Source organism: Paenibacillus guangzhouensis (assembly GCF_009363075.1).
GTDB lineage: Bacteria > Bacillota > Bacilli > Paenibacillales > Paenibacillaceae > Paenibacillus_K > Paenibacillus_K guangzhouensis.
Genome location: NZ_CP045293.1, coordinates 1911083 through 1934601, shown reverse-complemented (window position 1 = coordinate 1934601; position 23519 = coordinate 1911083). Strand labels below are relative to the sequence as shown.

22 protein-coding genes are annotated in these 23519 nt (G+C 43.8%); 18 read left to right on the top strand and 4 right to left on the bottom strand.

Annotated elements, in window-relative coordinates:
• Positions 1 to 78: 78 nt before the first annotated feature.
• From GCU39_RS08800 to GCU39_RS08780, 5 genes are all read left to right on the top strand, one after another.
• Positions 79 to 999, top strand: a complete 921-nt coding sequence (locus GCU39_RS08800; protein ID WP_152393172.1) for an ABC transporter permease — start codon at positions 79 to 81, stop codon at positions 997 to 999.
• A 3-nt stretch (positions 1000 to 1002) separates the two neighbouring features.
• Positions 1003 to 1899: a carbohydrate ABC transporter permease gene (locus GCU39_RS08795; RefSeq protein ID WP_152393171.1), complete on the top strand. Its 897-nt coding sequence runs from the start codon at positions 1003 to 1005 to the stop codon at positions 1897 to 1899.
• A 63-nt stretch (positions 1900 to 1962) separates the two neighbouring features.
• On the top strand, positions 1963 to 3582 hold the full coding sequence (locus tag GCU39_RS08790; RefSeq protein WP_227793498.1) for an extracellular solute-binding protein: 1620 nt from the start codon (positions 1963 to 1965) through the stop codon (positions 3580 to 3582).
• 31 nt (positions 3583 to 3613) lie between these two features.
• Complete coding sequence (locus GCU39_RS08785) at positions 3614 to 6943, top strand: sugar-binding protein (protein ID WP_152393170.1); 3330 nt, start codon at positions 3614 to 3616, stop codon at positions 6941 to 6943.
• Positions 6940 to 8679 (top strand): DUF8769 domain-containing protein, encoded by a 1740-nt coding sequence (locus tag GCU39_RS08780; RefSeq protein ID WP_152393169.1) that lies wholly within the window; start codon positions 6940 to 6942, stop codon positions 8677 to 8679. Before GCU39_RS08785 ends, GCU39_RS08780 begins: the two co-directional genes overlap by 4 nt.
• Positions 8680 to 8748: 69 nt before the next feature.
• On the opposite strand, the gene GCU39_RS08775 is transcribed toward GCU39_RS08780, so the two are convergent.
• Positions 8749 to 9792, bottom strand: a complete 1044-nt coding sequence (locus tag GCU39_RS08775; protein WP_152393168.1) for a glycoside hydrolase family 88/105 protein — start codon at positions 9790 to 9792, stop codon at positions 8749 to 8751.
• Between the two features lie 134 nt (positions 9793 to 9926).
• Here GCU39_RS08775 and GCU39_RS08770 point away from each other — a divergent pair, with 134 nt between their 5' ends.
• From GCU39_RS08770 to GCU39_RS08755, 4 genes are all read left to right on the top strand, one after another.
• Entirely contained in the window at positions 9927 to 10835 is a 909-nt protein-coding gene (locus tag GCU39_RS08770) for an AraC family transcriptional regulator (RefSeq protein ID WP_193726832.1), read from the top strand.
• A 163-nt stretch (positions 10836 to 10998) separates the two neighbouring features.
• Positions 10999 to 11673, top strand: a complete 675-nt coding sequence (locus GCU39_RS08765; protein ID WP_152393166.1) for a CatB-related O-acetyltransferase — start codon at positions 10999 to 11001, stop codon at positions 11671 to 11673.
• A gap of 118 nt (positions 11674 to 11791) precedes the next feature.
• Complete coding sequence (locus GCU39_RS08760) at positions 11792 to 12172, top strand: VOC family protein (protein ID WP_152393165.1); 381 nt, start codon at positions 11792 to 11794, stop codon at positions 12170 to 12172.
• A gap of 43 nt (positions 12173 to 12215) precedes the next feature.
• Positions 12216 to 12845 carry a Type 1 glutamine amidotransferase-like domain-containing protein gene (locus tag GCU39_RS08755; RefSeq protein WP_152393164.1) on the top strand — a complete coding sequence of 210 codons (630 nt, stop codon included), beginning with the start codon at positions 12216 to 12218 and terminating at the stop codon, positions 12843 to 12845.
• Between the two features lie 60 nt (positions 12846 to 12905).
• Here the strand turns inward: GCU39_RS08755 and GCU39_RS08750 are convergent, their stop codons facing one another.
• Both GCU39_RS08750 and GCU39_RS08745 read right to left on the bottom strand, forming a co-directional pair.
• Positions 12906 to 14099: an MFS transporter gene (locus GCU39_RS08750; protein WP_152393163.1), complete on the bottom strand. Its 1194-nt coding sequence runs from the start codon at positions 14097 to 14099 to the stop codon at positions 12906 to 12908.
• Positions 14100 to 14174: 75 nt separating this feature from the next.
• Complete coding sequence (locus GCU39_RS08745) at positions 14175 to 14486, bottom strand: ArsR/SmtB family transcription factor (protein ID WP_152393162.1); 312 nt, start codon at positions 14484 to 14486, stop codon at positions 14175 to 14177.
• Between the two features lie 196 nt (positions 14487 to 14682).
• Between GCU39_RS08745 and GCU39_RS08740 the strand changes: the two genes are divergently transcribed.
• The 8 genes from GCU39_RS08740 to GCU39_RS08705 all read left to right on the top strand — a co-directional run bounded on the left by GCU39_RS08740 (position 14683) and on the right by GCU39_RS08705 (position 21305).
• On the top strand, positions 14683 to 15699 hold the full coding sequence (locus GCU39_RS08740) for a phosphotransferase enzyme family protein (RefSeq protein ID WP_152393161.1): 1017 nt from the start codon (positions 14683 to 14685) through the stop codon (positions 15697 to 15699).
• 211 nt (positions 15700 to 15910) lie between these two features.
• The gene (locus tag GCU39_RS08735; RefSeq protein ID WP_152393160.1) at positions 15911 to 17506 is read left to right on the top strand and encodes an FAD-dependent oxidoreductase; all 1596 of its coding nucleotides are present in this window, start codon (positions 15911 to 15913) and stop codon (positions 17504 to 17506) included.
• Between the two features lie 204 nt (positions 17507 to 17710).
• Positions 17711 to 18274: a sigma-70 family RNA polymerase sigma factor gene (locus GCU39_RS08730; RefSeq protein ID WP_152393159.1), complete on the top strand. Its 564-nt coding sequence runs from the start codon at positions 17711 to 17713 to the stop codon at positions 18272 to 18274.
• Positions 18240 to 19520 (top strand): DUF4179 domain-containing protein, encoded by a 1281-nt coding sequence (locus GCU39_RS08725; RefSeq protein ID WP_152393158.1) that lies wholly within the window; start codon positions 18240 to 18242, stop codon positions 19518 to 19520. The genes GCU39_RS08730 and GCU39_RS08725 overlap by 35 nt, the downstream gene beginning before the upstream one ends.
• 60 nt (positions 19521 to 19580) lie before the next feature.
• Positions 19581 to 20057 (top strand): Cys-tRNA(Pro) deacylase, encoded by a 477-nt coding sequence (gene ybaK, locus GCU39_RS08720; RefSeq protein WP_152393157.1) that lies wholly within the window; start codon positions 19581 to 19583, stop codon positions 20055 to 20057.
• A 293-nt stretch (positions 20058 to 20350) separates the two neighbouring features.
• A complete protein-coding gene (locus tag GCU39_RS08715; protein ID WP_152393156.1) occupies positions 20351 to 20830 on the top strand; it encodes a DUF2975 domain-containing protein in 480 nt (159 codons plus the stop codon).
• A gap of 10 nt (positions 20831 to 20840) precedes the next feature.
• A complete protein-coding gene (locus GCU39_RS08710; RefSeq protein WP_152393155.1) occupies positions 20841 to 21053 on the top strand; it encodes a helix-turn-helix domain-containing protein in 213 nt (70 codons plus the stop codon).
• Between the two features lie 45 nt (positions 21054 to 21098).
• The gene (locus tag GCU39_RS08705) at positions 21099 to 21305 is read left to right on the top strand and encodes a helix-turn-helix domain-containing protein (protein ID WP_152393154.1); all 207 of its coding nucleotides are present in this window, start codon (positions 21099 to 21101) and stop codon (positions 21303 to 21305) included.
• A gap of 74 nt (positions 21306 to 21379) precedes the next feature.
• Here GCU39_RS08705 and GCU39_RS08700 read toward each other — a convergent pair whose 3' ends face one another.
• Complete coding sequence (locus tag GCU39_RS08700; RefSeq protein ID WP_152393153.1) at positions 21380 to 21961, bottom strand: TetR/AcrR family transcriptional regulator; 582 nt, start codon at positions 21959 to 21961, stop codon at positions 21380 to 21382.
• A gap of 284 nt (positions 21962 to 22245) precedes the next feature.
• On the opposite strand from GCU39_RS08700, the gene GCU39_RS08695 reads away from it, so the two are divergent.
• Positions 22246 to 23514 carry an MFS transporter gene (locus GCU39_RS08695; protein ID WP_152393152.1) on the top strand — a complete coding sequence of 423 codons (1269 nt, stop codon included), beginning with the start codon at positions 22246 to 22248 and terminating at the stop codon, positions 23512 to 23514.
• Positions 23515 to 23519: the final 5 nt, after the last annotated feature.

The following is a 23519-nucleotide window of genomic DNA, read 5'->3' as shown; positions in this document are numbered from 1 at the left end:
TGTCTTCAGAACGTGTCTATTTCCAAATATTCGATCTCACGGTACGATCGATTCACCCCCAATGAAAGGATGAACCACATGAAGGATCAACGTTCGACGTTCCGTCATCGCTTCATACTCGATCGTCACTTGTACTTGATGCTGCTGCCCGTGATCTTGTTCTATTTCGTGTTCAAATATGCGCCAATGGTCGGCGAGATCATCGCCTTTAAAGACTATCGCTTGGGAGATGGGATATTTGGAAGCCCATGGGTGGGGTTTAAGCATTTCGAAAGCTTATTCGGAAGTATTGATTTTTGGCGAGTGCTTCGGAATACGTTGGTACTGAATGTATACAGTCTTGTCTTTGGCTTTCCGGTACCCATCGTATTAGCGCTACTGCTAAATGAAGTTCGAAAAGAATGGTACAAGAGGACCGTACAAAACTTGCTGTATTTACCCCATTTCATCTCATGGGTCATTTTGGGAGGCATCTTCATCGCGATCCTATCCCCGAGTACGGGGATCGTGAATACAGTTCTTGTGAACGTATTTGGTATTGAACCGATTTACTTTATGGCAGATTCCAGATGGTGGCCAGTTGCATACACGGTGTCCGGGATTTGGCGTGAAGCGGGTTGGGGGACCATTCTCTACTTGGCAGCGATGGCTTCCATTGACCCTCAGCTCTACGAAGCAGCGAAGATCGACGGCGCGAGCAAGCTCCGCCAGATGTGGCATATTACACTTCCTGGCATTCGAAGCACAATCGCTATCCTTCTCGTGCTGCGTATGGGCAGTATGCTCGATGTCGGATTGGAGCAGACACTCATTTTGCAAAATCAGTCTGTATTGGATGTAGCTGATGTCATCAGCACCTATGTCTATCGCGTCGGTCTACAAAACATGAGTTATAGTTATACGACCGCCTTAGGTTTGTTCCAATCACTCGTTAGCTTCATTCTGGTCGTCAGTGTAAATCGGTTAACCCGAGCGTTCGGGGAAAGGGGGCTGTGGTAACGCATGTACATTCAGAATCCTATTCATATGCTCTGGTCTCGTGCAGGGACGGCGGCAAATTATGTCATGCTCGGTGTCTTCTCCCTTGCAGCCTTATATCCTTTGTGGTATGTCATCGTATCTTCATTTAGCAGCAGTAGGGCCATAACAGCCGGTGAAGTGTCTTTGTGGCCCGTTGAGTTTAACGCGCAGGCGTACCTTCGTTTATTTGATGATGGTCAACTCTTCGTGGCGATGGGAAATACGATAGTGGTCACCCTTGTAGGGACGCTGTTGAATATGGTATTAACGACTTTAGCAGCGTATCCGCTCTCCAGAAAAAGGCTTCAAGGTCGTAATTTCCTACTCATGTTCATCATCTTCACGATGTTATTCACGACAGGAATCATCCCGAATTTTATCCTCGTGAAATCCTTAGGACTCATGAATTCGTATTGGGCATTATGGCTGCCGGCACTCCTCAGTACCTACAATATGTTCGTCATGAAGACATTCATGGAAGGCTTGCCTGACGAAATAGAAGAGTCCGCAGCGATAGACGGGGCGGGAGACTGGCGGATTCTGCTGCAGATCATTTTGCCATTATGTAAACCGATCATGGCTGCGCTATCTTTGTTTTATGCCGTGGGCTGGTGGAATTCTTATTTTAACGTGTTGTTGTATATTACGCAGAGCAACCTTCAGACACTAACCCTCAAGCTCTATCAAATGATTCTGCAAGTGAATCAGAGTCTTCTGAATAATGGCACAGGAAGTGAAGGTGTCGATCAAATCATGCTAACGCCGGAAGGGATCAAAGCTGCGGCAATCGTGATCGCGGTGACGCCAATTCTTATTTTGTATCCGTTTCTGCAGAAGCATTTCGTCAAAGGGGTGTTAATCGGTTCTGTGAAAGGCTGATATCATCGGACCATAGGTTCCTGATATACGTAACAACTACGATTCGAAAAGGGGATGAGAAGATTGAGAATTTCGAAGCAGGCGTGGAAATCGGTACTAACGGTGAGCTTAGGTGTTATGATGCTCGCAGCATGCAGTAATGCAACGTCAGTGAAACATTCGGAATCACATGAATCAACGACGCCATCAGCTGCAGCGGAAGCACCGAAACCTGCGGAAACGAAGAAAGAAATCAGCATTTCAGCCTTTGATCGAGGGAGTGTACCTACGGAAGAAGGAAGTTATGAGAGTAACCGGTGGACCAAATGGATGAATGACAATTCTCCTGCGATCGTGAAATGGATTCCGGTTGACCGAGGGCAAGCGCAGCAGAAACTAAGCACCTTATTCGCATCGGGCAGCGCACCTGATCTCGTCTGGGAATATGACCGGAATTATATCGCCCAATTGGCGAATCAGGGCGCGATCCAGCCCATTGATAGTTACATCGATCAATATAGTACGACCTTAAAGAAGTATTTAGAGGATCACCCACAATTAAAATCAGCGATGACGATTAACGGAAAAATGTATGCGGTTACAAGTGAACGAAGTATTGAATCGATTGCGAATAACGGCATGTGGATACGGCAGGATTGGCTGGATAAGCTGCAATTGAAAGCACCCACAACGGTGGAAGAACTGATCGAGGTAGCGAAGAAGTTCAAGGAGGAAGACCCGGACGGCAATGGGCAGAAGGATACAGTACCTATCGTATTTAACGGTAACGGCGTCCAAGTGATGCGTGCGTTCTTCTTTACGAATGAGAACCAATGGTATTTGGAAGATGGTCATATGAAGTTTGGTCGAACGTTAGATCGTTTTACCGATTCACTAGCCTTCCAGAAATCATTATTTGACCAAGGCCTGATTGATAAAGAATATATCACTGATAGCAACTTCCAACATGCGCGACAATTGTGGACGACGGGGAAGGCAGGGATCTATTTCGGGAATTGGAGTATGGATAATGAAATTCGTGATCTGAAGGCGAATGTACCAGATGCCAAAGCAGCTCCACTAGAGTCTGTAGCAAGTAAATACGGTAAAAATGGCCTATACCAAGAGCTACCTTCTAATGTATTGGTCGCTTTCAATAGCAATATGGATAAAGATCGAATTGAAACGGCGGTTCATTTCCTGGATTGGATGCTCGAAAAGGGCTGGATGCAGATGAAGTTCGGTGAGGAAAATGTCCATTATAAGCTGGTGGATGGTCAGGTTCCGCAGAGGTTAGATGCAGACAAATATCGTCAGGAAGTGGCGTACGCGAACGAATATGCGATTCTAAGCCAGTGGAATACCAAGCCAGAGTGGATCCCGATCATGGCGGCACAGGATGCGCTCTCCCAAGAAATCGCACTTGCGAAATCGAAGGCGTTGGAAGTAGCGCTTAAGAACGAATATCGCAGAGATATCGCATTTAGCCCGGATCTTCCTGAAGTGAGTCAACTCATAGCGACGTTTGCTCCGATTGCAACCCAAATTGAAGTCAAGGTGGTGACAGGTGGTAACACATTAAGTCCTGCAGAAGGCATGGAGCAGATTCGTCAGGAATGGAAGCGGCTTGGTGGTGAGAATGTTGAAAAGCTAGCGCAAGAATGGTATGAGAAGAATAAGGAATTTTTAATTGTAAAAAAGTAGTCTTCTGATAACAAAGGAAGGAGTGATAACCATGAACAGAGTGAAGCAAATCCTTGCCACTTCAACGATGTTTATTCTCCTATTTTCCTTCATTTTTATTACATTCCAATCGAAAACTCCCGAATCTGCAACCTATGCGGATGATAATACGCCAGAATTGACAGTAGGTGATTTCGAGAACACTGACGAGTCTTGGGATTTCTTAATCGGAAGTGCGGGTGCGCTAGGAAACGGTGAATTCAGCCTAGATTCTGTGAATGCTCACTCGGGGAGTTCCTCGGGCAAGCTGCAGCTCGATTTCAGCAGCAAATCGTCATATATGAACAGCTATGTTTCATTAGAGAAGTATTTATTTAAACGTGTTCTTCCAACAAACGCGCTGGAGCTTAGCTTTTGGGTGAAGACAGCGGATATGGCGAAGTTTGATCTAATCTTAGTCGACAATTCGAATCAGAACCATCAACAAACGATTCTATTGGATCAGACAACGGAGTGGCAAAAAGTGACCGTAAGTTCCTTTACATCGGGGATCAATTATACGAAGTGGGGCGGAAGCAACGACGGCGTGTGGCATGGTCCGTTAAAGAAAATGTATTTCAAACTAACGAAAGCATCCATGAAATCTGGCAGAACCATGGGCGCGATGTGGATCGATGATATCCGTGCCAAGGTTGAGTCCGCCGATCTGGCGATTGCCCAGGTGCAAGTCGGGAACGTCTTTGCTGGCAACATGGCGGCTGCGTTTGACATCCTCACAACCGGTGATGCCATTCATTGGAGTACGGAGAATGCGTGGAAGGAACCGATCTCTTCCGGGACGGTTCCCGTAACGGCTAGCAAAGTGCGACTTAACCTGCCAACGCATGCAGAAGGGTATTATCGATTGAAGATTGATGCGTATCAAGCAGGAACCCTCGTCAAGACCATCGAAACGACATTTGCGATGCTTCCTGCATTCGATTTATCAAGCGTGACAGAGTCCCCCTTTGGCATTCAAACGCATTACGGGATCAATTGGAATAAAGAATCCATTCCGCTTCTGAAATATGCTGGCACCAAGAACGTACGGGATTCCTTCTACTGGTCAGAAATCGAGGTCAATCAAGGACAATACACGTTTAATCCGAAGTTTACCCTTCCGATGCAATCGTTTAAAGCTTTCAATATTGAGCCATTTCTCACCTTCGCGTTCAGCAATAAGTATTACGATGAAGGCAAAACGCCCTATACCGAGCAAGCACATACCGCCTATGCGAGCTATGTCAAAGCGATGTTAGGGAAGTTCGGCAGCCAGCTGAAATCTGTGGAGATATGGAATGAATTCAACTTGCCATATTTCGGTGGAAATGGTCCCGCAGCTTCGAGGGCGGATGTCTACTTCAATTTGCTGAAGAAAGGGTATGAAGCAGTCAAATCGATTCGTCCAGATCTGAATGTCGTTGGCGGGGCTACAGCAGGAATTCCGGAAGATTGGTTGAAAGAGGTTTTCGAACTTGGTGGGCTGGATCATATGGATTCGCTGTCTGTCCATCCCTACCGTTATCCGGAGACACCCGAAGGATTGATCGATGAGATCGATCGCTTGAATCAGCTTGTGCGCGATCATCATAACGGTGAATCGATCCCGCTGTGGTTCTCCGAGATTGGTTGGCCGACGCATTTGAATCCCACCGGCGTGGACGAAAACACACAGGCTGCTTACTTGATTCGCAGCTATGTCTTGAGTATCGCCGCTGGGGTGGAGAAAATATTCTGGTACAACTTGATGGACTCAGGAACGGATAAACTGAATAATGAACATAATTTCGGCATCGTTCACAATACAGGTGATTCGCTCGGGTCCTATACGCCCAAACCGGCCTATGTTGCGCTAGCGACACTAACAAGACAGCTAACGGGTGCGAATGCCGTAAGTCAAGATGTCACGAACGGTCTTTATCATTACGTTTTTGCTAAAAATAACGACAGCATTCATGTCCTATGGTCCTTGAACAAAAAAGATGTCACTTTGCATACGCAAGTTCCGCTTACGGTAACGGATATGATGGGTAGGAAAATCACGTACACACCGGTGGAGGGGAAAGTGTACCTAACATTGACAGGAGAACCTCTATTCGCGCAAGGAGATATTGACAGTATTGTTCAGGCCAGTCCGTTCTCCCTGACCAGCACGCCCGCTTATACGAATGATCCCGTTACGGTTACGCTGCATGTTAACGAACTCAGGCAAGAACAGCCGCTTACCGCAGAGGTGAATTTTCAAGGGATTACGAAAGAAATTTTCATCCAAGCAACGGGAGCGTTCAACGTTCAGTTTCCGGGGGTTCAACAAGTTGGGAGCAAAATAGCAACGGGCACAGTTCGATCCACGAATGGGGTCTTCGCAGGATTAATGGATACCGTTCAAATCCGACAAGCCGAGCAAATATCATCAAAACATGTGGTGAAGAACGGAGCTGACGTATTGGAGGTGAGCATTAAGAATGACAGACCTACCAAACGTCGAATATCACAAATCGATTGGAGCATTGGATCATCCGTAGGTTCGGATGTTTATCATGCCGTGATTCCTGGTAATAAAGTGAAGACGATCGACTTCCCATTGTCGGGAATGACGGAAGGGATATTGCAGCCCTATCAATTTAAGGTAAATATGGATGACGGAGCAGTGCTCCGAAGTGAAGGGAGCGTAAAGCTTGTTCCATCTGAATCGAGAGTTCCGCTCGTTTTTCGAACGGTTCACTCCTTAGATGATCTACAGGATGTCGCGGGCATTGATCTTATCTCAGACGTACATTCGAGAATTGGCTCCCATAACGGTCCAGAGGATTTCAGCGGTACAGTGTGGGCCACGTACGATAATGACTATCTCTATATGACAGCGAGTGTACATGATGACGTATATTCACAGACGAAGCAAGGCGAAGAGATTTGGCAAGGGGACAGCATCCAGTTCGCCGTATCCGCAGGGATGCCGGGTGAGAGTTTACAATGGTATGAGTATGGCATGGCCTTGACCTCCCAAGGACCCGAGCTCTATCGGTGGATGGCTCCACAGGGCGTTGTGACGGGTTCGATCCCGAGTCCTAACCTACAAATCACAAGAGATGAAGCGGCAAAAAACACGATATACCAACTCGCTCTCCCATGGGGTCAATTAGCTCCGATTGTGCCGAGTGATGGCATCCTTAGTCTGTCGATTGTCGTCAATGAGAACGATGGAAATGGCCGCAAAGGGTATGTGGAATGGGGGAGTGGAATCGGTGCAAGTAAGCAATCCTCATTATTCAAACCCATTGAATTACAGCGTGCGGATATCGTGGATCCGAAGTGCAAAGTGAAGACGAGGTGTCAAGAATGAACCAGCATAGTCGATCTATCGATCATAAAGCACATTTATTACGAAAAATCATGTCTCAGGAACAAGACTATGACCCAACCCATCAGATGCTGCTTCGACCTTTGCACACACCCGGGTATCATACGACATTAACCTCGGATGCCTATCCCGTCGTTCATCCAACACATCCATCGCTCTTATATGCCGTAGGTTTGTTAAATACGGAATCGCCTGCCTATGTACAGAGGGCTTGTGATATTATTCGGCGCGTGCTTGCACTACAAGATCGCGACCCAAGCAGAGATACCTACGGCATATGGCCATGGTTCTTCGAAGAACCGCTTACGCAGATGGCGCCTCCCGACTGGAACTGGGCTGACTTTTGCGGCAAAGAACTCGTACTCGCAGCCTTGCTTCACGGTCATCGGTTAGCAGAAGACCTGAGGGAGGAGATTCGACAAGGGGTGTGCTGTGCATGCGATGCCATCATGATTCGTGATATGGGACCCCACTATACGAATATTTCGATTATGGGGGCATTTGTGACATTGATCGCTGGCGAACTGTATGCTAGGCAGGACTTTACGGAATATGCAATACAGCGATTAGAGAAGTTGAAACAATATACCGAGCGTTTAAGGACGTTCCAGGAATTTAATAGTCCACACTATTCGGTGATTGCCGTCATCGAGTTGTCCAAAATCTATACGTATTCCATGAGCCCTAGAGCGAAGGAGATTGCTAATGATCTGTTAGACATCGGTTGGCGTATGGTAGCAGAACATTATCATCCAGCCACACAGCAATGGGCCGGACCGCATAGTCGCAATTACAGTACGCTGCTTACGAAGAAAATCAAATCATTCTTACAAATCGCCACGGAACATCGATTGTCTTTCTTCTCCGATGTCGAGCTCGAATATGATACTGAGTGGTACGGCATTGGCTGCCGATGTCCGGAAGTTTACTTGAATCTATTCATTACTGAAGAGAAGAAGGTCCTTGAGCAGCCCTATTATCGCAATGAGGATACAGGATTCGTGAAATGGGCGAAAACGAGGATAACACCGCGATATACGATCGGGCTGTTTAAGAATGAAATCATGTGGAATCAAACTCGAGGGCTTGTCGCATATTTCGAAAATCATGGGGCAGCTACGTATTTGCAGATGCGCTGCTTACATGATGGTTATGATTATTGTTCGGGTGTACTCAGTGTCGCGGAGGAAGCGGGTCATCTTATCCTCGGTGTACGATTTCTTACAAATGGTGGAGATACGCATCCAGGTCTCGATCGCATTGAAGGTTGTATCGACGCTTCGGATTTCCGGCTTCGGATGGAAATCGGAGGGTGTTTAGATGGGGTGAGCATGCAAACGGAAGGAGCGTCAGCGGAAGTTGTGATCAATGGATTACCTTTACGGTTGGATAACATCTTTGCTGCGTTTGACGAACAATTGGATTCCAATATGAAAGAGCAACGATGCTGGAATTGGGAAGTGACGAAGCTTGAACAATGTATTGGGTTAGATTTCGTGATCTATGCGGGTGAGCGAAGTACAATAGACTTCCATGCGTTAGATCGAGCAGCCTTCTTATTCACATTAGCAATCGGTGAATTAGTAGACAGTCTGCCAGAAATATCGATCATCGAGGAAGACGGTCACGTAACGGCGCGAGCTGCTGCAGCACCTTGGAATCGCTTACCACACGAGCTATCCATCGCTGTTAAGCCGAATGATATCCATCCTGTCTAATAACAAATCCCATGCATATTGAAAAGAGCCTCCATGAGGTAATCATGGGGGCTCTCCATATCATGTGACTCATAGCAACTCTGATAATAACATGAGAACAAGCCCTTGCCCATATAGCGTTGGATGACAAGGGATTTCATTATACGCTTCAATGGTTGGCATCACCGGCGTACCTCCGGAAACGCCGGTTACTTCTCCGCTTGGAAGTATGGTGTGAACAATGGCGTTGAGTGCCCGATAGGCTGAATCCTCATTTATGTTGTCTAGGAGACCTTGGCGAATCGCCTTTAGGATCCCGCTGGCTATTCCCGCACTGCCCGACGTTTCTGGATAGAAATCGGGTCGATCCATCACCGTAGCCCATAGACCGTTAGCTTGTTGATAGCGAATCAATCCTTGCATCATGGCTTGATAGCGCTCCGCGGCTTCTTGCGAAAGGGTTGCGACACCATCCAGCTCTTTCATGATCATTGGCGTTCCGACGGCGATCCAGGCGTTCGCACGCGTCCAACGTGCAGCGGACATGTGATCTTGCGTGATACAGTTCCATCCATGGAACATAACGCCGGTTTCTTGATCTGCCAGTAATTCTAGGTGAATCTGAAGCTGCTTCACAGCTTCATTCGCATAGGATACGTCGCCTGTAACCCGTGCTAGACGTGCTAAGAAGAGCACGGCCATAAAGATTGTATCGGCCCATACCTGCTCAGGAAAGCTGACATTTTCAGTGACCGTATGTTCGAATGCATCTTCTCGAGTACGTGGGGCCTCCGTGAGCATCCATTGTCCGACGCGCAGAGATTCTTCTAGAAAGAAGGGATCGTGTGTGTATTCATAAAGTGCGGGAAAGATCGCAAAGGGTGCCATGGCATTAACAACCTTCGCTTGATCCGATGCTGGAATATTTGTGTGTGCCCACGAGACTAGGTAATCGAGAACTTCTTCATCGCGTGTTTTCTCATAATAAGACAGGATTGCAATGACACCTACGCCGGGCACCCAATCCCAATGCTGAATATCCATTCCCCAATTCCCTTTGTGATCCGTTATCATATAGCGATAGATTTGGTCTGCGAAAAGTTGCAAAGCATCGTGAGAAATCAGTTTTGGCATGCGATTCATTCCTCCATATCGTAAGAATGTATATATCGAATATACAATGCAAGAGGAAGTGAGTCTTGGTCGATCGTCTTCATTGCTTGCGTGATCGTCTTTACGTTATGGAATGGTGGAAGGGGGGCTTACTGATGGAGGCGCTGGAAATTGGGAAGGATCGAACTGACAGACTCGAATCTGTCGTGGATGAAGTAACGAATGCAACACTCATGGAGTTCCCGGTTCAATGCGCATATCGAACAACAAGCTTGGTACAGCCGACTCTACATTCCCATCGTGGCTATGAGCTTTATTTATGTGTTCAAGGAGAAGGGCACTTTATCGTTGGTGAACGGGTGCATGAATTGGGAGCGGGCACATTCACTGTGATTAAACCCATGGCTTGGCATCGATCAAGACCGCATAAGCATGTCCCCTTTCATCGCTATATCCTAACGATAGAGAGTAGGTTTTTAGAACAATTGTCAGTAGAAGATCGAGAATGCGCGATGACGATCGGTCAATGGCTTCCTGAACCAGAACACGATTCAATTCATTTGCAATTAAATCCCCAACAGGTAATGCGATTGCAGGAAATACTAGCTCAATTGGAAGGGGAATTGATGAGGAAACTGCCTTGTTATTCGATCATTGTGAAAAGCCTGCTATTGCAGCTATTCGCACAGTTAAACCGATATCAGATAAAACCTCCAGAAGTAGGCCAAGGTGGAAACCATATAGAGAAACAATTAGTCGAAAATATCATCAGTTATATGATGGAGCATTATGATGAAACGCTCAGCGCGGAGAAATTATGTGAGCATTTCTATGTATCACGTTCCTACTTCTTCCGCATATTTAAGCACAATACGGGAATCACGATGAACGAATTCCTGGTCTCGATTCGAATGACGAAGGCCAAGGAGCTTCTGCGAGAAACGGATCTACCTATCATAGAAATTGCTGGGAGCGTTGGATTCCAAGATGTTTCTCACTTTTGCAACACGTTTAAACGGTTAGCCAGTATGACGCCAAGCCGCTATCGGACCTTGCACGTATGATCGTCCATCGATTTGACGACAAATCAGTCATTTGCTATAATCCACTCAAATTCCAAAGGGAAGGATGAGGACGATGGTTCGTCGTTTGAAACGGTTTAAGAATGTTGCTACTGCATTAAGCTTCTAAGTAAATAAATTTTATACTTAGAAGCGAGGGAGCAGAATGAAACAACATCGGTATGACCACTGGTCTGAAATTAAGTATCTGAAAGATATTGTCACCAACCCCATGATTGAAGTAGGGGAATACTCGTACTACTCTGGTTATTATGATCATCATGATTTTGAAGATGGATGTGTTAGATACCTATGGGGAGATCATAAATCAAGCGCATTATTTAACCCTATCGAAGATTATGGTTGGTGTATAGATAAATTGATTATTGGGAAATACGTATGCATCGCTAGTGGTGTAGTTATTTTAATGGGTGGAAATCACAATCATCATTCGGAGTGGATTACCGTGTATCCGTTTGTGGAGCAGATTGAAACTTCTTACGAACCCAAAGGGGATACAATCATCGAAAGTGATGCCTGGATTGGCATGAATGCCATGATTATGCCAGGTGTTAAAATCGGTGAAGGCGCCATTGTTGCGGCGGGCTCGGTTGTTACAAAAGATGTTCCCCCCTATACAATTGTAGGTGGGAACCCTGCTAAAGAAATTAAGAAGCGTTTCACGGATCAAGAAATTGAGAAGTTAATGGAAATGCGATGGTTCGATTGGGAACGTGAGAAAGTTGAACGAGCCATTCCTATCTTGTCTAGTTCTTCAATTGACTCATTATACAAGTATTATCGAAGGGAAGTACAACCCTACAATCACCATATTAAATAAACGATCCATTAACATCGAGCAGGCTATCTAAGCCTGCTTCTTTTTATAGCAGGAGGAAAAGGTTGTCCAATTACCGAATTGTAAAGCTATTACCTATTCTTGTTTGAGGAGTGATTTCGTGTCAACGTCGATCGAAAGTAAGATTAAACATTTCTCAGCAATCTTTTTTGTTACGAATCGAAACCAGGTATTGAATTATTACAGTAAATTAGGTTTTTGGTGCGATTACGAAATGGGTTTTGTCGAGCGTGAAGGACTAACGATGATATTTCATCCAAGTAATCAAGCAGAAGCCATTGTTCCAAACTACCCAGTACATGGAGAAAATGCCGTAAACGTATTTGCGATGGTTGAAGGAATTGAAAATTTGTATGAAGAGTTCAGGTCGAAAGGGGCATTGTTCCAATACGATCTAAGAACGAATGCATACCAGATGAGAGAATTCGCAATCAAAGACCCTGAAGGCTATACGATTGGCTTTGGAGAATCATTGGTATAACCTTACGGAACACGTAGTTGAAGGACGTGGGAGGGAGGATTACATGAAATTTTATTTATCATCATCTTACAAGTTTGGAACGGAAGCATTAAGATTAATAGAAATGACAGCGAATGGGAATAGACATGTTGCTTTGATACCTAATGCACTAGATTATGCGACTGATTTGGAAAGAAGGATCACTAGTGTTGCATTGACTATTTCCGATCTTGAAGGATTAGGTTTTACTGTGGAAATTATAGACTTAAAACAATATTTTAATGACCCAATAGTATTGGAAGAACAACTCGAACATTATGATGTTATTTGGGTTCGAGGCGGCAATGCTTTTGTTCTGGCACAGGCTATGAAATTGTGTGGATTTGATGAGATCATTAAAAAATATTATAGAGATCGTAAAAATATTGTGTATGGAGGATACAGTGCAGGCGTATGTATCTTGGGACCAACACTAAGGGGGATTCATCTCGTGGATGACCCCCATCAGAAGCCATACGGAGAACAACATGAGGCGATATGGGAAGGATTACATATTCTGAATTTTGCGATTGCCCCACATTATAAGTCAGATCATAAAGAATCTGAAGCTATGGATAAAGCCGTTGAATATATGATCGACAATAAAATTCTTTTTAAAGCTTTGAGAGATGGTGAAGTTATTATCATCGAATGAACGAAGAGAAAAACCAGCCTTATTTGGCTGGTTTTTTGAATACAGGAGAAGAATGGTCGATTAAATTGAATAATCAGTTCCAGAGACGTTTACTTTTTCCGCTCTAGTTCTGGGAATTGCCATGATTGCGATAATCAATAAGAAAGCAAGCAATGCAAACATCAAGCCACACCAGATAAGATGTTGTATCCCTAAATGAGAGATAAACCAGCCGCCAATCGAAGCCCCCACCGTAATGCCAACATTAGAAAATGAGACGAACAAGCTGTTGCCGAATTCAGGTGCTTCTTTCGCTTCAGTCATCAACAAGGCTTGACTAATGATAAGACCTCCGGAATGTACAGCCCCCCAAATGAATACCATGACCACCATCGGTAAGAAATAAGAATCGAGATAATATATGAATAGGTAAGTAACCGCATATACCAGAGGGAATATAACGGCGGTTTTCGTCATGTTTTTGTTCAAAAAGCCCCCAAATACAAAGTTCCCACCAATCATCGTGACGCCAAAGGCCAATAGCATCATACTTATCCATGATCCATTCATTCGGGTCACTTGACCAAGATATTCGGCAAAGTAGCTGTACACCGAAAACATCGATGCAAAGATGAAAACAACGGCTACGATCGTCAGCCACAATTGGGGTTTACGCAATATCCCAAGCTGTTTGCCAAAAGACATTTTTTCCTTGACGGGCATGGAAGGAAGCCAGACAAGTATCCCTATAAATGCAATCATACTAACAACAGCCCCGAACAGAAAAGCAGCTTCCAGCGATATTTTCTCGGCAAGGTAAGAAGTCAATGGGACGCCAAAGGCGAATCCAACAGTGATTCCAGCAAATACTTTGGTTATCGCTTTATTGCTGTTCGCAGGTGGAACCAGGCTGGCCGCGGTCACGAGAGCAATTGAAAAGAAGACTGGATGAAAAATAGCAGGGATAATCCGGAAAGCGAGCATGACTTCAAACTTGGTTGTATAAGCGTAGACGATATTTGAAATAGCAAACATAAGCACAGCTGTCAACAAAATGCCTTTACGATTCATGCCGGAAGCAAGCAAAGTCATGAATGGGCCTGATAGCGCAACGATAAAAGCAAATATACTTACAAGATAGCCGGCCTGCGAAGACGAAATATGAAATTTCTGAGTGACTTGAGGAAGAACACCGATGATGCCCATTTCCGTTGTAATAATACCAAATACGCCTAGAGCCAGAAAAATGATAAGTGATGAATGAATCTTTTTCATTAAAAATTTCCTCCAAATATTATTTACATATATAGAAACATAGATATGTAAGGCTAAAAAAAACCTCCTCTCCGACTATAGTTTATTTTGAACGTACTCGGAAAACTGCTGGATCGTCTTTTCGTTGCGGCGGTAGTATGTCCATTTTCCGATTCGTTCTGACTCCAATAAACCAGCTTTTTGCATTGTGGCTAAATAGTTCGAGATCACAGACTGGGCAAGTCCCGATTTTGCCTGAATATCACCTACGCATACACCAATGCGAAAATTAAGCCCCTGTTGCAAATAAGGTTTTTCGTCAAAGAATGCCTCTGGATTCTTCAGCCAATGCAAAATATGACAACGCATCTCGTTAGACAAAGCTTTATAAATCAATAAAGGTTCCATGCACATCATTATATCAACTTTTATAGATTTGTAAATATGAGTTTCCGTCCTGAGATCATTTAGATCTCATGAGTAATCGTAGTGTAGCAGTCGTGCAAAATATTATTTCTAATTGTTTATTATATATAATCATGAGATTTACTTTGTTATCATTTCAATCATATCGTTCGGAACGATTATAAAGAGGTGATTAATAATGATACCAGCAATCAAAGAACAGTTCTCGGAAGAGATAGTTAAAGAAGCGAGTAAGCGATATAGCATCAACGCAGACACGATTCGTTCAATTGGCGGATTTGAAAGTCTTGTTTATGAATACGAGAAGAATAACAAATCATACATATTAAAAATCACTCACACAATCAGAAGAATGAAAAACTATATTCTGGGTGAACTAGATTTCTTACATTACTTATCCAATGAAGGGCTGAACGTTGCAAGAGCTATACCTTCAACCCTAGGTAATTTAATTGAAGAGGTCCCATCAGAGGAGGGTTCATTCCTTGCGATTTCGTACGAAAAAGCGCCAGGGAATGTCGTATCGAATGAAACATGGAATGAATCGCTCTATGAAAAGTGGGGAGAATTTCTTGGGAAAATACATCATTTAACAAAAAACTATGAATTAAGCAACCCAGCGTTTAAACGACAAACTTGGGAGCAAGAAGAACAATTAAAAGCAGCTAAATACCTGAGATTTGATGATGAAGTTATACCACTACTAGAGAAACGGTTAAACAAACTCACTTCGCTCCCCAAGTCCAAAGATACATATGGTTTGACGCATACTGATTTTCATCATGATAATTTTCATCTGCATCACGGAGAAATACATTTGTTCGATTTTGATGATTGCGGTTATACGTATTTCGTAAACGATATTGGAATAATATTCTATTATGCATTAGGTTATCCGCCTAGAAATATGGAAGACAAAATTGACTATTATAAGTTATTTTTTCGCTATTTTATGAACGGATATCTCAAAGAAAACACAATTACCGAGGAAGAATTAATATATTTACAAGATTTTATCAAACTCCGTCATACGTTGCTATACATCTCTTTTCATCAAACGGACGATGTGACTAATTTAAACGAAGAACAAATGAAGATGTTAAAAGAGCATCAACGTGAAATCACTTCGGATGAACCTATGATACCTATCGATTTTGTTCAAGAATTTAGAAAATTGTGTTTAAATAGACCGTAAAAAACTTTAAGCTGCTTTTCTGTATTGCACAGAAGGGCAGCTTGTTTTGCTTTCGCAAAGCTGTCGAATATCTTCTTTAGAACATTATCAAAATCCAACGTTTTATATTATTTACAAAAATAATTAAAAATTTCCAAACATTTCTCTCCTTTTAGGAGTCTATGAAGTAGAACGGTTCTAAATATATTAACTCAAGAGAGGATGGATACCCATGAAAAGCAAAAACGTACTAAAAGCAGATTTTATTGTTCTCGGCGGAGGATTAGGCGGCTGTATGGCCGCTTTGGCAGCAGCGAAATCAGGTCTAAGTGTCATCATGACAGAGGAAACCGATTGGATCGGAGGTCAGCTAACGAGTCAAGCGGTTCCGCCGGATGAGCATCGTTGGATTGAGAAGTTTGGCTGCACGAAGACATATCAAGAGTTCCGCAATCGGGTAAGAGCATATTATCGAGCAAATTATCCCCTAACGGATGCAGCCAATCAGAATGAAGTATTAAATCCGGGCAATGGATGGGTTAGCCGGCTCTGCCATGAACCTAAGGTAGCACTGCGTGTCTTGGAGGATATGTTAGCACCATACACGAGCAGCGGCCGCATAACGATCCTCTATCCATATCGTGTCGTCCATGCTGTAACAGATGGTGATCTTGTTATCAGCGTGAAGGTTCAGCAGCATCATAGCTGTGAAGAAGTTACACTCTATGGCACATTTTTCGCGGATGCGACCGAATGTGGAGATTTGCTGCCGTTGGCCGGCATTGAGCATGTGATGGGAGCGGAATCGAAAGAGCAGACAGGAGAGCCGCATGCAGCAGAAGTAGCGGATCCACACGACATGCAGTCGATCACGCACGTATTTGCCGTGGATTATGTGGAGGGCGGTAACTTTACGATAGACAAGCCCAAGCAATATAAATTCTGGCGCGAATATATTCCGCAGAACTATGAGAATCTACCGCTGCTCGGTTGGCTCGTTCCTGAAATCAGCAAGAACGGTACCATCAAAGAGTACGCACTTTTTAAAGGCAAACTCGGCGAGTGGTGGGAGTCCTTATTCAATTATCGCCGGTTCATCGATCGAACCCAATTTAAGAATCAGCTTTTTCCAAGTGATATTTCCTTGATTAACTGGCCGCAGAACGATTATCATCTGGGCGCTATTTACGGTGTGTCTGAGCATGAACGCAACAAACATTTGGAGGGGGCGCGTCAATTAAGCTTATCTTTATTGTACTGGCTGCAGACCGAAGCGCCGCGCTTAGATGGAGGCAAGGGATATCCAGGGCTTCGCTTGCGTAAGGACGTGCTCGGAACGGAGGATGGGTTCGCCAAATACCCCTACATACGCGAATCGAGACGGATCAAAGCTTTATACACGATTACGGAACATGATGTGAGCAAGGAAATTCGCGGGCAGCAAGGTATTCGCAAGTATGACGATAGCGTAGGCGTAGGACATTATTATCTGGATTTGCATATGACAACAGCCTCCCATCGAAGTCTATACATTCCTTCATATCCCTATGAAATTCCACTGGGTGCATTACTTCCGATTCGTATGAAAAATGTGCTCCCCGCTTGCAAAAATATTGGAACAACGCAAATCGCGAACGGTTGTTATCGACTTCATCCGACGGAATGGAATATTGGTGAAAGTGTCGGATACTTAGTAGCTTATGCATTCAAAAATCATATTCTACCGCGTGATATTCGAGAAGACGCTGCGCACTTGCATGCATTTCAAGGTATGATCCAAGAGCAAGGCGTACAGATCCATTGGCCTGATGATATCACGCTCCCATAGTTCCTTATATATTCCGATGAAGAGCCGCGAAAATCGCGGCTTTTTTGGTGTTCACGAATAGGAGTTATATAATCAATTCTTAGGTAACATTGAATAGACCCACTTTAATTCCTTGAAAAGGATCAGTAGGGCAAAAAAGTTTTTTTGAACAAAATGAACTTTAATATCACTTAGAACCTCTTATCTATGAAAAGGGGAGAGAACATGAACGTAAGCCATCTTGTCAAACAAGCCAAAAGAGGCAACAAAGAAGCGCTATTACAACTCATTATGGCTGATCAGGACGCTTATTATCGTCTTGCATATTCCTATATGAGTAACGAGCATGATGCGATGGATGCGATGGAGGATATGATTGTCACCGTCTATGAGAAGATCGATCAACTGCAAAAGGGCGAAGCATTCTATAGCTGGAGCAAAACCATTCTCGTCAATCGGTGCAAAACACTACTTCGCAAAAAGGTGCGTTTTGTTCCATTGGAAGAGAATCGCGAATCATCACTCGAAGTACCAAGCGACGATAACCCTTACCTCGACACCGAGTCCGAAATGGACATGCAGGTTCTGCTGTCTCATCTGAATGCACAGCAACGAGAAGCGATCGAACTTCGATATGTTCATGATCTGCCATATCAGACGATTGCGGATATGACCGGTGCACCGCTAGGTACCATCAAATCGCGGATCTCACAAGGCATGCTAAAACTGAAAGCCATGATCGGAGGTGATCGTTATGAAGACGATCGAGGAGAAATTACAGGGGTATAAACAGACGATGAATCAGGTTCAGACGCCGCCAGAACTTGAGGGAAGACTTCGGGATGCACTACAACGTGTTCCAACGAAAAAAAGGAAGATGAATAAAGCCATCGCTTGGATATCATCAGCTGCAGCAGCGCTTATTCTCATGGTTGGCGTTTACGAGTATCCTGCCTTAGCTTATTACTTCAACATCAACTTGAACACACTTAGTTTTGCCGAAGTGGTGGAGCAGGGTTACGGCCAATCTGTTGACAAAAGCATAACGCTTCAAGACGGCACGGTCGTTACAATTCAAGGTGTCATTGCTGACGATAATGTATTTCGTATGTATTACACCATTGATCGACCTGCAGGTATTGCGTTTACGGACGATGATTTTCGTCGATATGGATTTGAGAACTTGAAAGGATTCTTAACCAATTCAGATTCGTTAGGAGGCGGCGGCGGACCAGGCAAGAACAAAAGCCAGTTCGTCGGAGATCATGATTTCAAGCCTGTTAGCCCATTTGCTCGCACCTTAACTGTTACATTTACGGAGTGGCACAATAATGGGAAAAAGTTGTCCTATCCCATCACCTTCAACTTTGAAGCGAATAAGGCGATGAAGAGTATCATCAAAGAGGATTTATCCGCATCTATCGCAGTTGATAAAGGGACGATCCATTATGACTATATTACTGCTTCCCCTACGTCAACCATCGTGAAGGGGCACTATGAATTAGAAGAGTATCCGAGATTTTCAGGTGAAACCAAGCTGTATGTGAATGGAACAGAAGTAGGCAAGAGTAGAGCAGGGGGACGTAATCCAGACTTTCAACTTCAATTCGCTGCATTCCCTACAGATCAAATTCATTCCATTGAGCTTGTCCTCGAAAATTTTGAAGGATACCATAAGATCAATGAACCCATCTCGCTTGCAACACCATCCGATCGATCGATCAGAGTCGGGGAGGAGAAGTTATGGATTCGTAGCGTGACCAAAACCGATACAGGCTATGATATCGTGATTGCCAGAAATCAGTTTACGTTTTTGGAAAAGGACAATTTGTCCATCCAAGCCGGTGGTAACGTCGTCCCAGTATCATCGATCTCTGAAGAACGTCCTTGGGATTTGAAGAACGGAAACATCATGTGGGAGCAGACGTATTCTTTTCATACCGCTGACAAGCCGGAATTCCTGTTGGTGGACGGGTACCAATATATTAAAACTTACAATAAGAAAATTTCGATACCAGTCGCCAACAAAAAATAAAACGAAGTGATGATATCGTTGTGGTAAAATGAAATGATCGATGATATAGGAGAAAGTACAATGTCAAAAACAAAAACAAATGCCATGCGAATTCTCGACCAATATCAAGTTACGTATGATGTCATAACATATGATATCCAAGATGGACATATCGACGGAATTTCTGTCGCGAAGAAGACTGGTAAGGAACTCAATATGGTTTATAAGACATTAGTCGTAAATGGGGAGAAAGACAGAATTTATGTATTTGTTATTCCCGTAGAAGCTGAGCTAAATTTGAAAAAGGCTGCTAAAGTTGCTGGAGAGAAAAGGGTGGAGATGCTGCCCGTTAAAGAAATTCAAAAATGGACAGGATATATTCGCGGCGGATGCTCGCCAATAGGTATGAAAAAGAAATATCCAACATTTATTGACGGTAGTGCAGCCACACTTGAACGAATTGTCGTAAGCGGCGGGAAGATCGGAATCCAGATTGAACTTCATATTGAAGCTTTGAAGCATGTAACAGGAGCTCAAATGGAAGAGGTTATCCATTAGTCCTGGTCGATAAGATTGGACGTACAGCGATGGCAATTACTTCAGGAGCCACACTTGTTATTGCTGGGAGTATACTTTCCCTAATGCTTATCCCGTTTATGTTCTGGAGACGTCAAGAAATAAGCGAAAAAAAGTCTATTTCTAATTTGTTACCGACTCTAATGTTAGAGTCGGTTTTTTTTGAGATTTTACACATAACAATAAGTATATAATAATAATCAGCAATTATTTATTGTTTATCGATAATAAACGTGGTAAATTCAAATGGATACTAAATAAGTGAGGTGCTTTTTATGAAACGAGAAACACTCTTTTTGAAGATAGCTGTGTTTCTTATTGGAATTCCGATTCTTGCGTTGTGTATATTTGGGATACCTTCAATCGCCAAAGAAGCAGCAGAACATTATCTAGAGGCAGCTTATTTGCAATATCCTATGTTAATAGGCGTGTATATAACGGCGGTAGCGTTTTTCATGGCATTGTATCAGGCATGGAAGCTTTTAAGCTATATTGATAAGAACAATGCTTTTTCAGAATTATCTGTCAAGGCGCTTACGAACATCATCTACTGTGCAATTACAATCAGTATTTTTTATGTGGCAGCGATGCCAATCTTTTATCTTGTGGCAGAAAAAGACGATGCACCAGGGATTATCGTAATCGGAATCGTCATCATTTTTGCTTCATTGGTGATAGCTGTCTTTGCCGCCGTTCTTCAGAAGCTGTTGAAGAATGCCATCGATATAAAATCAGAAAATGACTTAACGATCTGAGGTGAAGAACATGTCGATTATTATCAATGTCGATGTGATGTTGGCGAAAAGGAAAATGAGTGTTACGGAGCTTGCCGAAAGAGTGGGAATTACGATGGCGAATCTTTCAATATTAAAAAATGGAAAGGCAAAAGCGATTCGATTCTCCACGTTGGAAGCGATCTGTAAGGCGTTAGAATGTCAGCCAGGAGATATTCTAGAATATAAAAGTAACGAAGATTAATTCACCTCGTGCAAATTTTGAAAAGAGAGAGTGGGGGAGACCAAATTGACATTTGGGCAAAAGATCGAACAATTACGCAAACAGAAGGACATGACGCTGCGCAAGCTAGCTGAAAAAAGCGGAATCAGCTACTCGCTCATTCAGTCCATCGTAAGTGATGATAGGGTACCAACGAAGGAAGCGATACTTTCTTTGGCCAGAGTGCTGCAGTATGAGGATTCGGAGGAATTACAAAGGCTAGCTGGCTATTGATTGTCCTAGTTCATGCATTAGATAAAAACCGAGGAATTGCTGGGAAATATCCAGATTCCTCGGTTTTTTTCTCATTACTTAAGGATGGAAAGTGTCGCAGTAATCGCATTATCAAAAAAAGAGCGCTGCGGACGAGATTTCACCATGACGGAAAGTCCGATTAACGATAGAACAAGTGCCTGTGATAATGCCTTAGCATCTGTATTGGACTCCAATTCGCCTGATTTTTTTCCACGTTCAATCGTTTCTTGAAAAATAACGGTTAAGTACATCTGGTGTTCTCTGGTCAAAATTTCAAATTTCTCGTCATGAGGAGCGAGTTCGACCATCGTATTAATGCAAAAGCAGCCTCGACTTCGATCTTCTACATATTCCTCATCAACGACACTCTCAAAAAAAGCGAAAAAAGCTTCTTTAACGGATGTATGGCTTTGAAGCCTAGTTCGAATATCGGACGCACGGGACATGGTGTATTTGCGAAGTGCGGCTTCGAACAGTTCTTTCTTATCACCAAAGGCAGAATAGATGCTGGGACGTTGAATGCCCATTCTAGCGGTTAAATCGCTTATTGAGGTGGCTTCATACCCCTTCTCCCAAAAAAGCTGCATCGCTGCATCCAATACTTTATTTTCGTCAAATTCACGGGTTCTTGCCATGATGAATACCTCTCATTAATCTTGATTTTTTTTACTGCATCTTGATTCCGAGTCTGCTCGATGTTCATATTAATATACCTAACAGTATATTATTTTGGTATTGACTTTGTCAAATGAAGATAGATACAACCTCTTGGTATTAAAGCATTTGTTTAACTAATAAACATGAAATTAAAATATAATTGACAGCATGTGAGAGCCTGGGATATAGTTACGGAGGTAAATAACATACCGAACAGTACGTTATGTTATTGTGAATGAAACTGATGAAAGGAGGTGCACGAATGAATGAGATTAGCAATAAAGCAACCAAGAAGGTCGTCATCAAAACCGCTACGTCACATTTACCGCAGAACACGTCAGCCACATCGATTCGTGCGTCCATGCCAGGCTATGTGACACTATTATTTGCCGTCGCCTGCGGGATGTCGGTTGCCAATATCTATTTCGCGCAGCCGCTTCTCGATCAGCTGTCGAATGAGTTCCGTATTGACTACTCCATCATTGGCATCGTGATTACGATCACACAGATTTTTTATGGATTAGGGCTGCTGTTGTTGGTCCCGCTTGGAGATATTTTGAATCAACGTCGCTTGATTATCGGTCAGATGTTATTGTCCATTTTCGCCTTGGTGATTGTCGGAACTGCCTCGAACAGTACGGTACTGTTTGTAGGAATGGCTTTGATCGGATTGCTGGCCGTCGTGACACAGACACTAGTGGCTTTTGCGGCGACGATGGCATCTCCAGCTGAACGGGGGCGGGTTGTCGGCATGGTAACAAGCGGGATTGTCATTGGGATACTTCTCGCGCGAACCGTCGCAGGGATATTAACCGATCTTGCAGGTTGGCGTTCTGTCTATCTCGGCTCAGCAGCATTGATGCTTGTGATGGTTGCTATGTTTTATAAGGTTCTGCCTCACGTTCGTCGTGAGGTGAAAGCATTGTCTTATACGAAGCTGCTTGGATCAGTGCTGATGTTGTTCTATCAGGAACGGATGTTACGCGTCCGATCTATTCTGGCTCTGCTGATTTTTGCGGACTTCAGTATTCTATGGACTTCGCTCGTGTTACCGCTCAGCGCGCCACCATTGTCATTGTCGCATAGTGCAATAGGAGCTTTCGGTCTTGCAGGCGTCGCTGGAGCTCTAGCAGCAGCAAAAGCGGGGAAGCTGGCTGATCAAGGGTTCGGACAGAGAACGACGGGTATTGCTTTGCTCCTGTTGCTCGTCTCATGGTTGTTCATTAGCTATACAGAGCAGTCACTAATCGCATTGATCATCGGCATTATTCTTCTCGATTTGGCTGTGCAGGCTGTACATGTCACGAATCAGACGATGATTCTCCCATTGCGTGAAGAAGCCCGAAGTCGGCTCACCGCCGGTTACATGGTGTTCTATTCGATCGGTAGCGCGAGCGGTTCAATCGCTTCAACTCATATCTACGCGGATTATGGCTGGGAAGGCGTGTACTGGCTTGGAGCATCTGTTAGTGCTGTCGCGCTGTTATTTTGGGCATTGAGTTTACGTGGATCGGCTAACGCTAGGAAGTAACATTC

Excerpts from the sequence above, each read along its gene's own strand:
- GCU39_RS08800 (WP_152393172.1), top strand. The coding sequence starts at position 79 with ATGAAGGATCAACGTTCGACGTTCCGTCATCGCTTCATACTCGATCGT.
- GCU39_RS08795 (WP_152393171.1), top strand. The coding sequence starts at position 1,003 with ATGTACATTCAGAATCCTATTCATATGCTCTGGTCTCGTGCAGGGACG.
- GCU39_RS08785 (WP_152393170.1), top strand. The coding sequence starts at position 3,614 with ATGAACAGAGTGAAGCAAATCCTTGCCACTTCAACGATGTTTATTCTC.
- GCU39_RS08780 (WP_152393169.1), top strand. The coding sequence starts at position 6,940 with ATGAACCAGCATAGTCGATCTATCGATCATAAAGCACATTTATTACGA.
- GCU39_RS08775 (WP_152393168.1), bottom strand. The coding sequence starts at position 9,792 with ATGCCAAAACTGATTTCTCACGATGCTTTGCAACTTTTCGCAGACCAA.
- GCU39_RS08770 (WP_193726832.1), top strand. The coding sequence starts at position 9,927 with ATGGAGGCGCTGGAAATTGGGAAGGATCGAACTGACAGACTCGAATCT.
- GCU39_RS08765 (WP_152393166.1), top strand. The coding sequence starts at position 10,999 with ATGAAACAACATCGGTATGACCACTGGTCTGAAATTAAGTATCTGAAA.
- GCU39_RS08755 (WP_152393164.1), top strand. The coding sequence starts at position 12,216 with ATGAAATTTTATTTATCATCATCTTACAAGTTTGGAACGGAAGCATTA.
- GCU39_RS08750 (WP_152393163.1), bottom strand. The coding sequence starts at position 14,099 with ATGAAAAAGATTCATTCATCACTTATCATTTTTCTGGCTCTAGGCGTA.
- GCU39_RS08745 (WP_152393162.1), bottom strand. The coding sequence starts at position 14,486 with ATGGAACCTTTATTGATTTATAAAGCTTTGTCTAACGAGATGCGTTGT.
- GCU39_RS08740 (WP_152393161.1), top strand. The coding sequence starts at position 14,683 with ATGATACCAGCAATCAAAGAACAGTTCTCGGAAGAGATAGTTAAAGAA.
- GCU39_RS08735 (WP_152393160.1), top strand. The coding sequence starts at position 15,911 with ATGAAAAGCAAAAACGTACTAAAAGCAGATTTTATTGTTCTCGGCGGA.
- GCU39_RS08730 (WP_152393159.1), top strand. The coding sequence starts at position 17,711 with ATGAACGTAAGCCATCTTGTCAAACAAGCCAAAAGAGGCAACAAAGAA.
- GCU39_RS08725 (WP_152393158.1), top strand. The coding sequence starts at position 18,240 with ATGAAGACGATCGAGGAGAAATTACAGGGGTATAAACAGACGATGAAT.
- ybaK (WP_152393157.1), top strand. The coding sequence starts at position 19,581 with ATGTCAAAAACAAAAACAAATGCCATGCGAATTCTCGACCAATATCAA.
- GCU39_RS08715 (WP_152393156.1), top strand. The coding sequence starts at position 20,351 with ATGAAACGAGAAACACTCTTTTTGAAGATAGCTGTGTTTCTTATTGGA.
- GCU39_RS08710 (WP_152393155.1), top strand. The coding sequence starts at position 20,841 with ATGTCGATTATTATCAATGTCGATGTGATGTTGGCGAAAAGGAAAATG.
- GCU39_RS08700 (WP_152393153.1), bottom strand. The coding sequence starts at position 21,961 with ATGGCAAGAACCCGTGAATTTGACGAAAATAAAGTATTGGATGCAGCG.
- GCU39_RS08695 (WP_152393152.1), top strand. The coding sequence starts at position 22,246 with ATGAATGAGATTAGCAATAAAGCAACCAAGAAGGTCGTCATCAAAACC.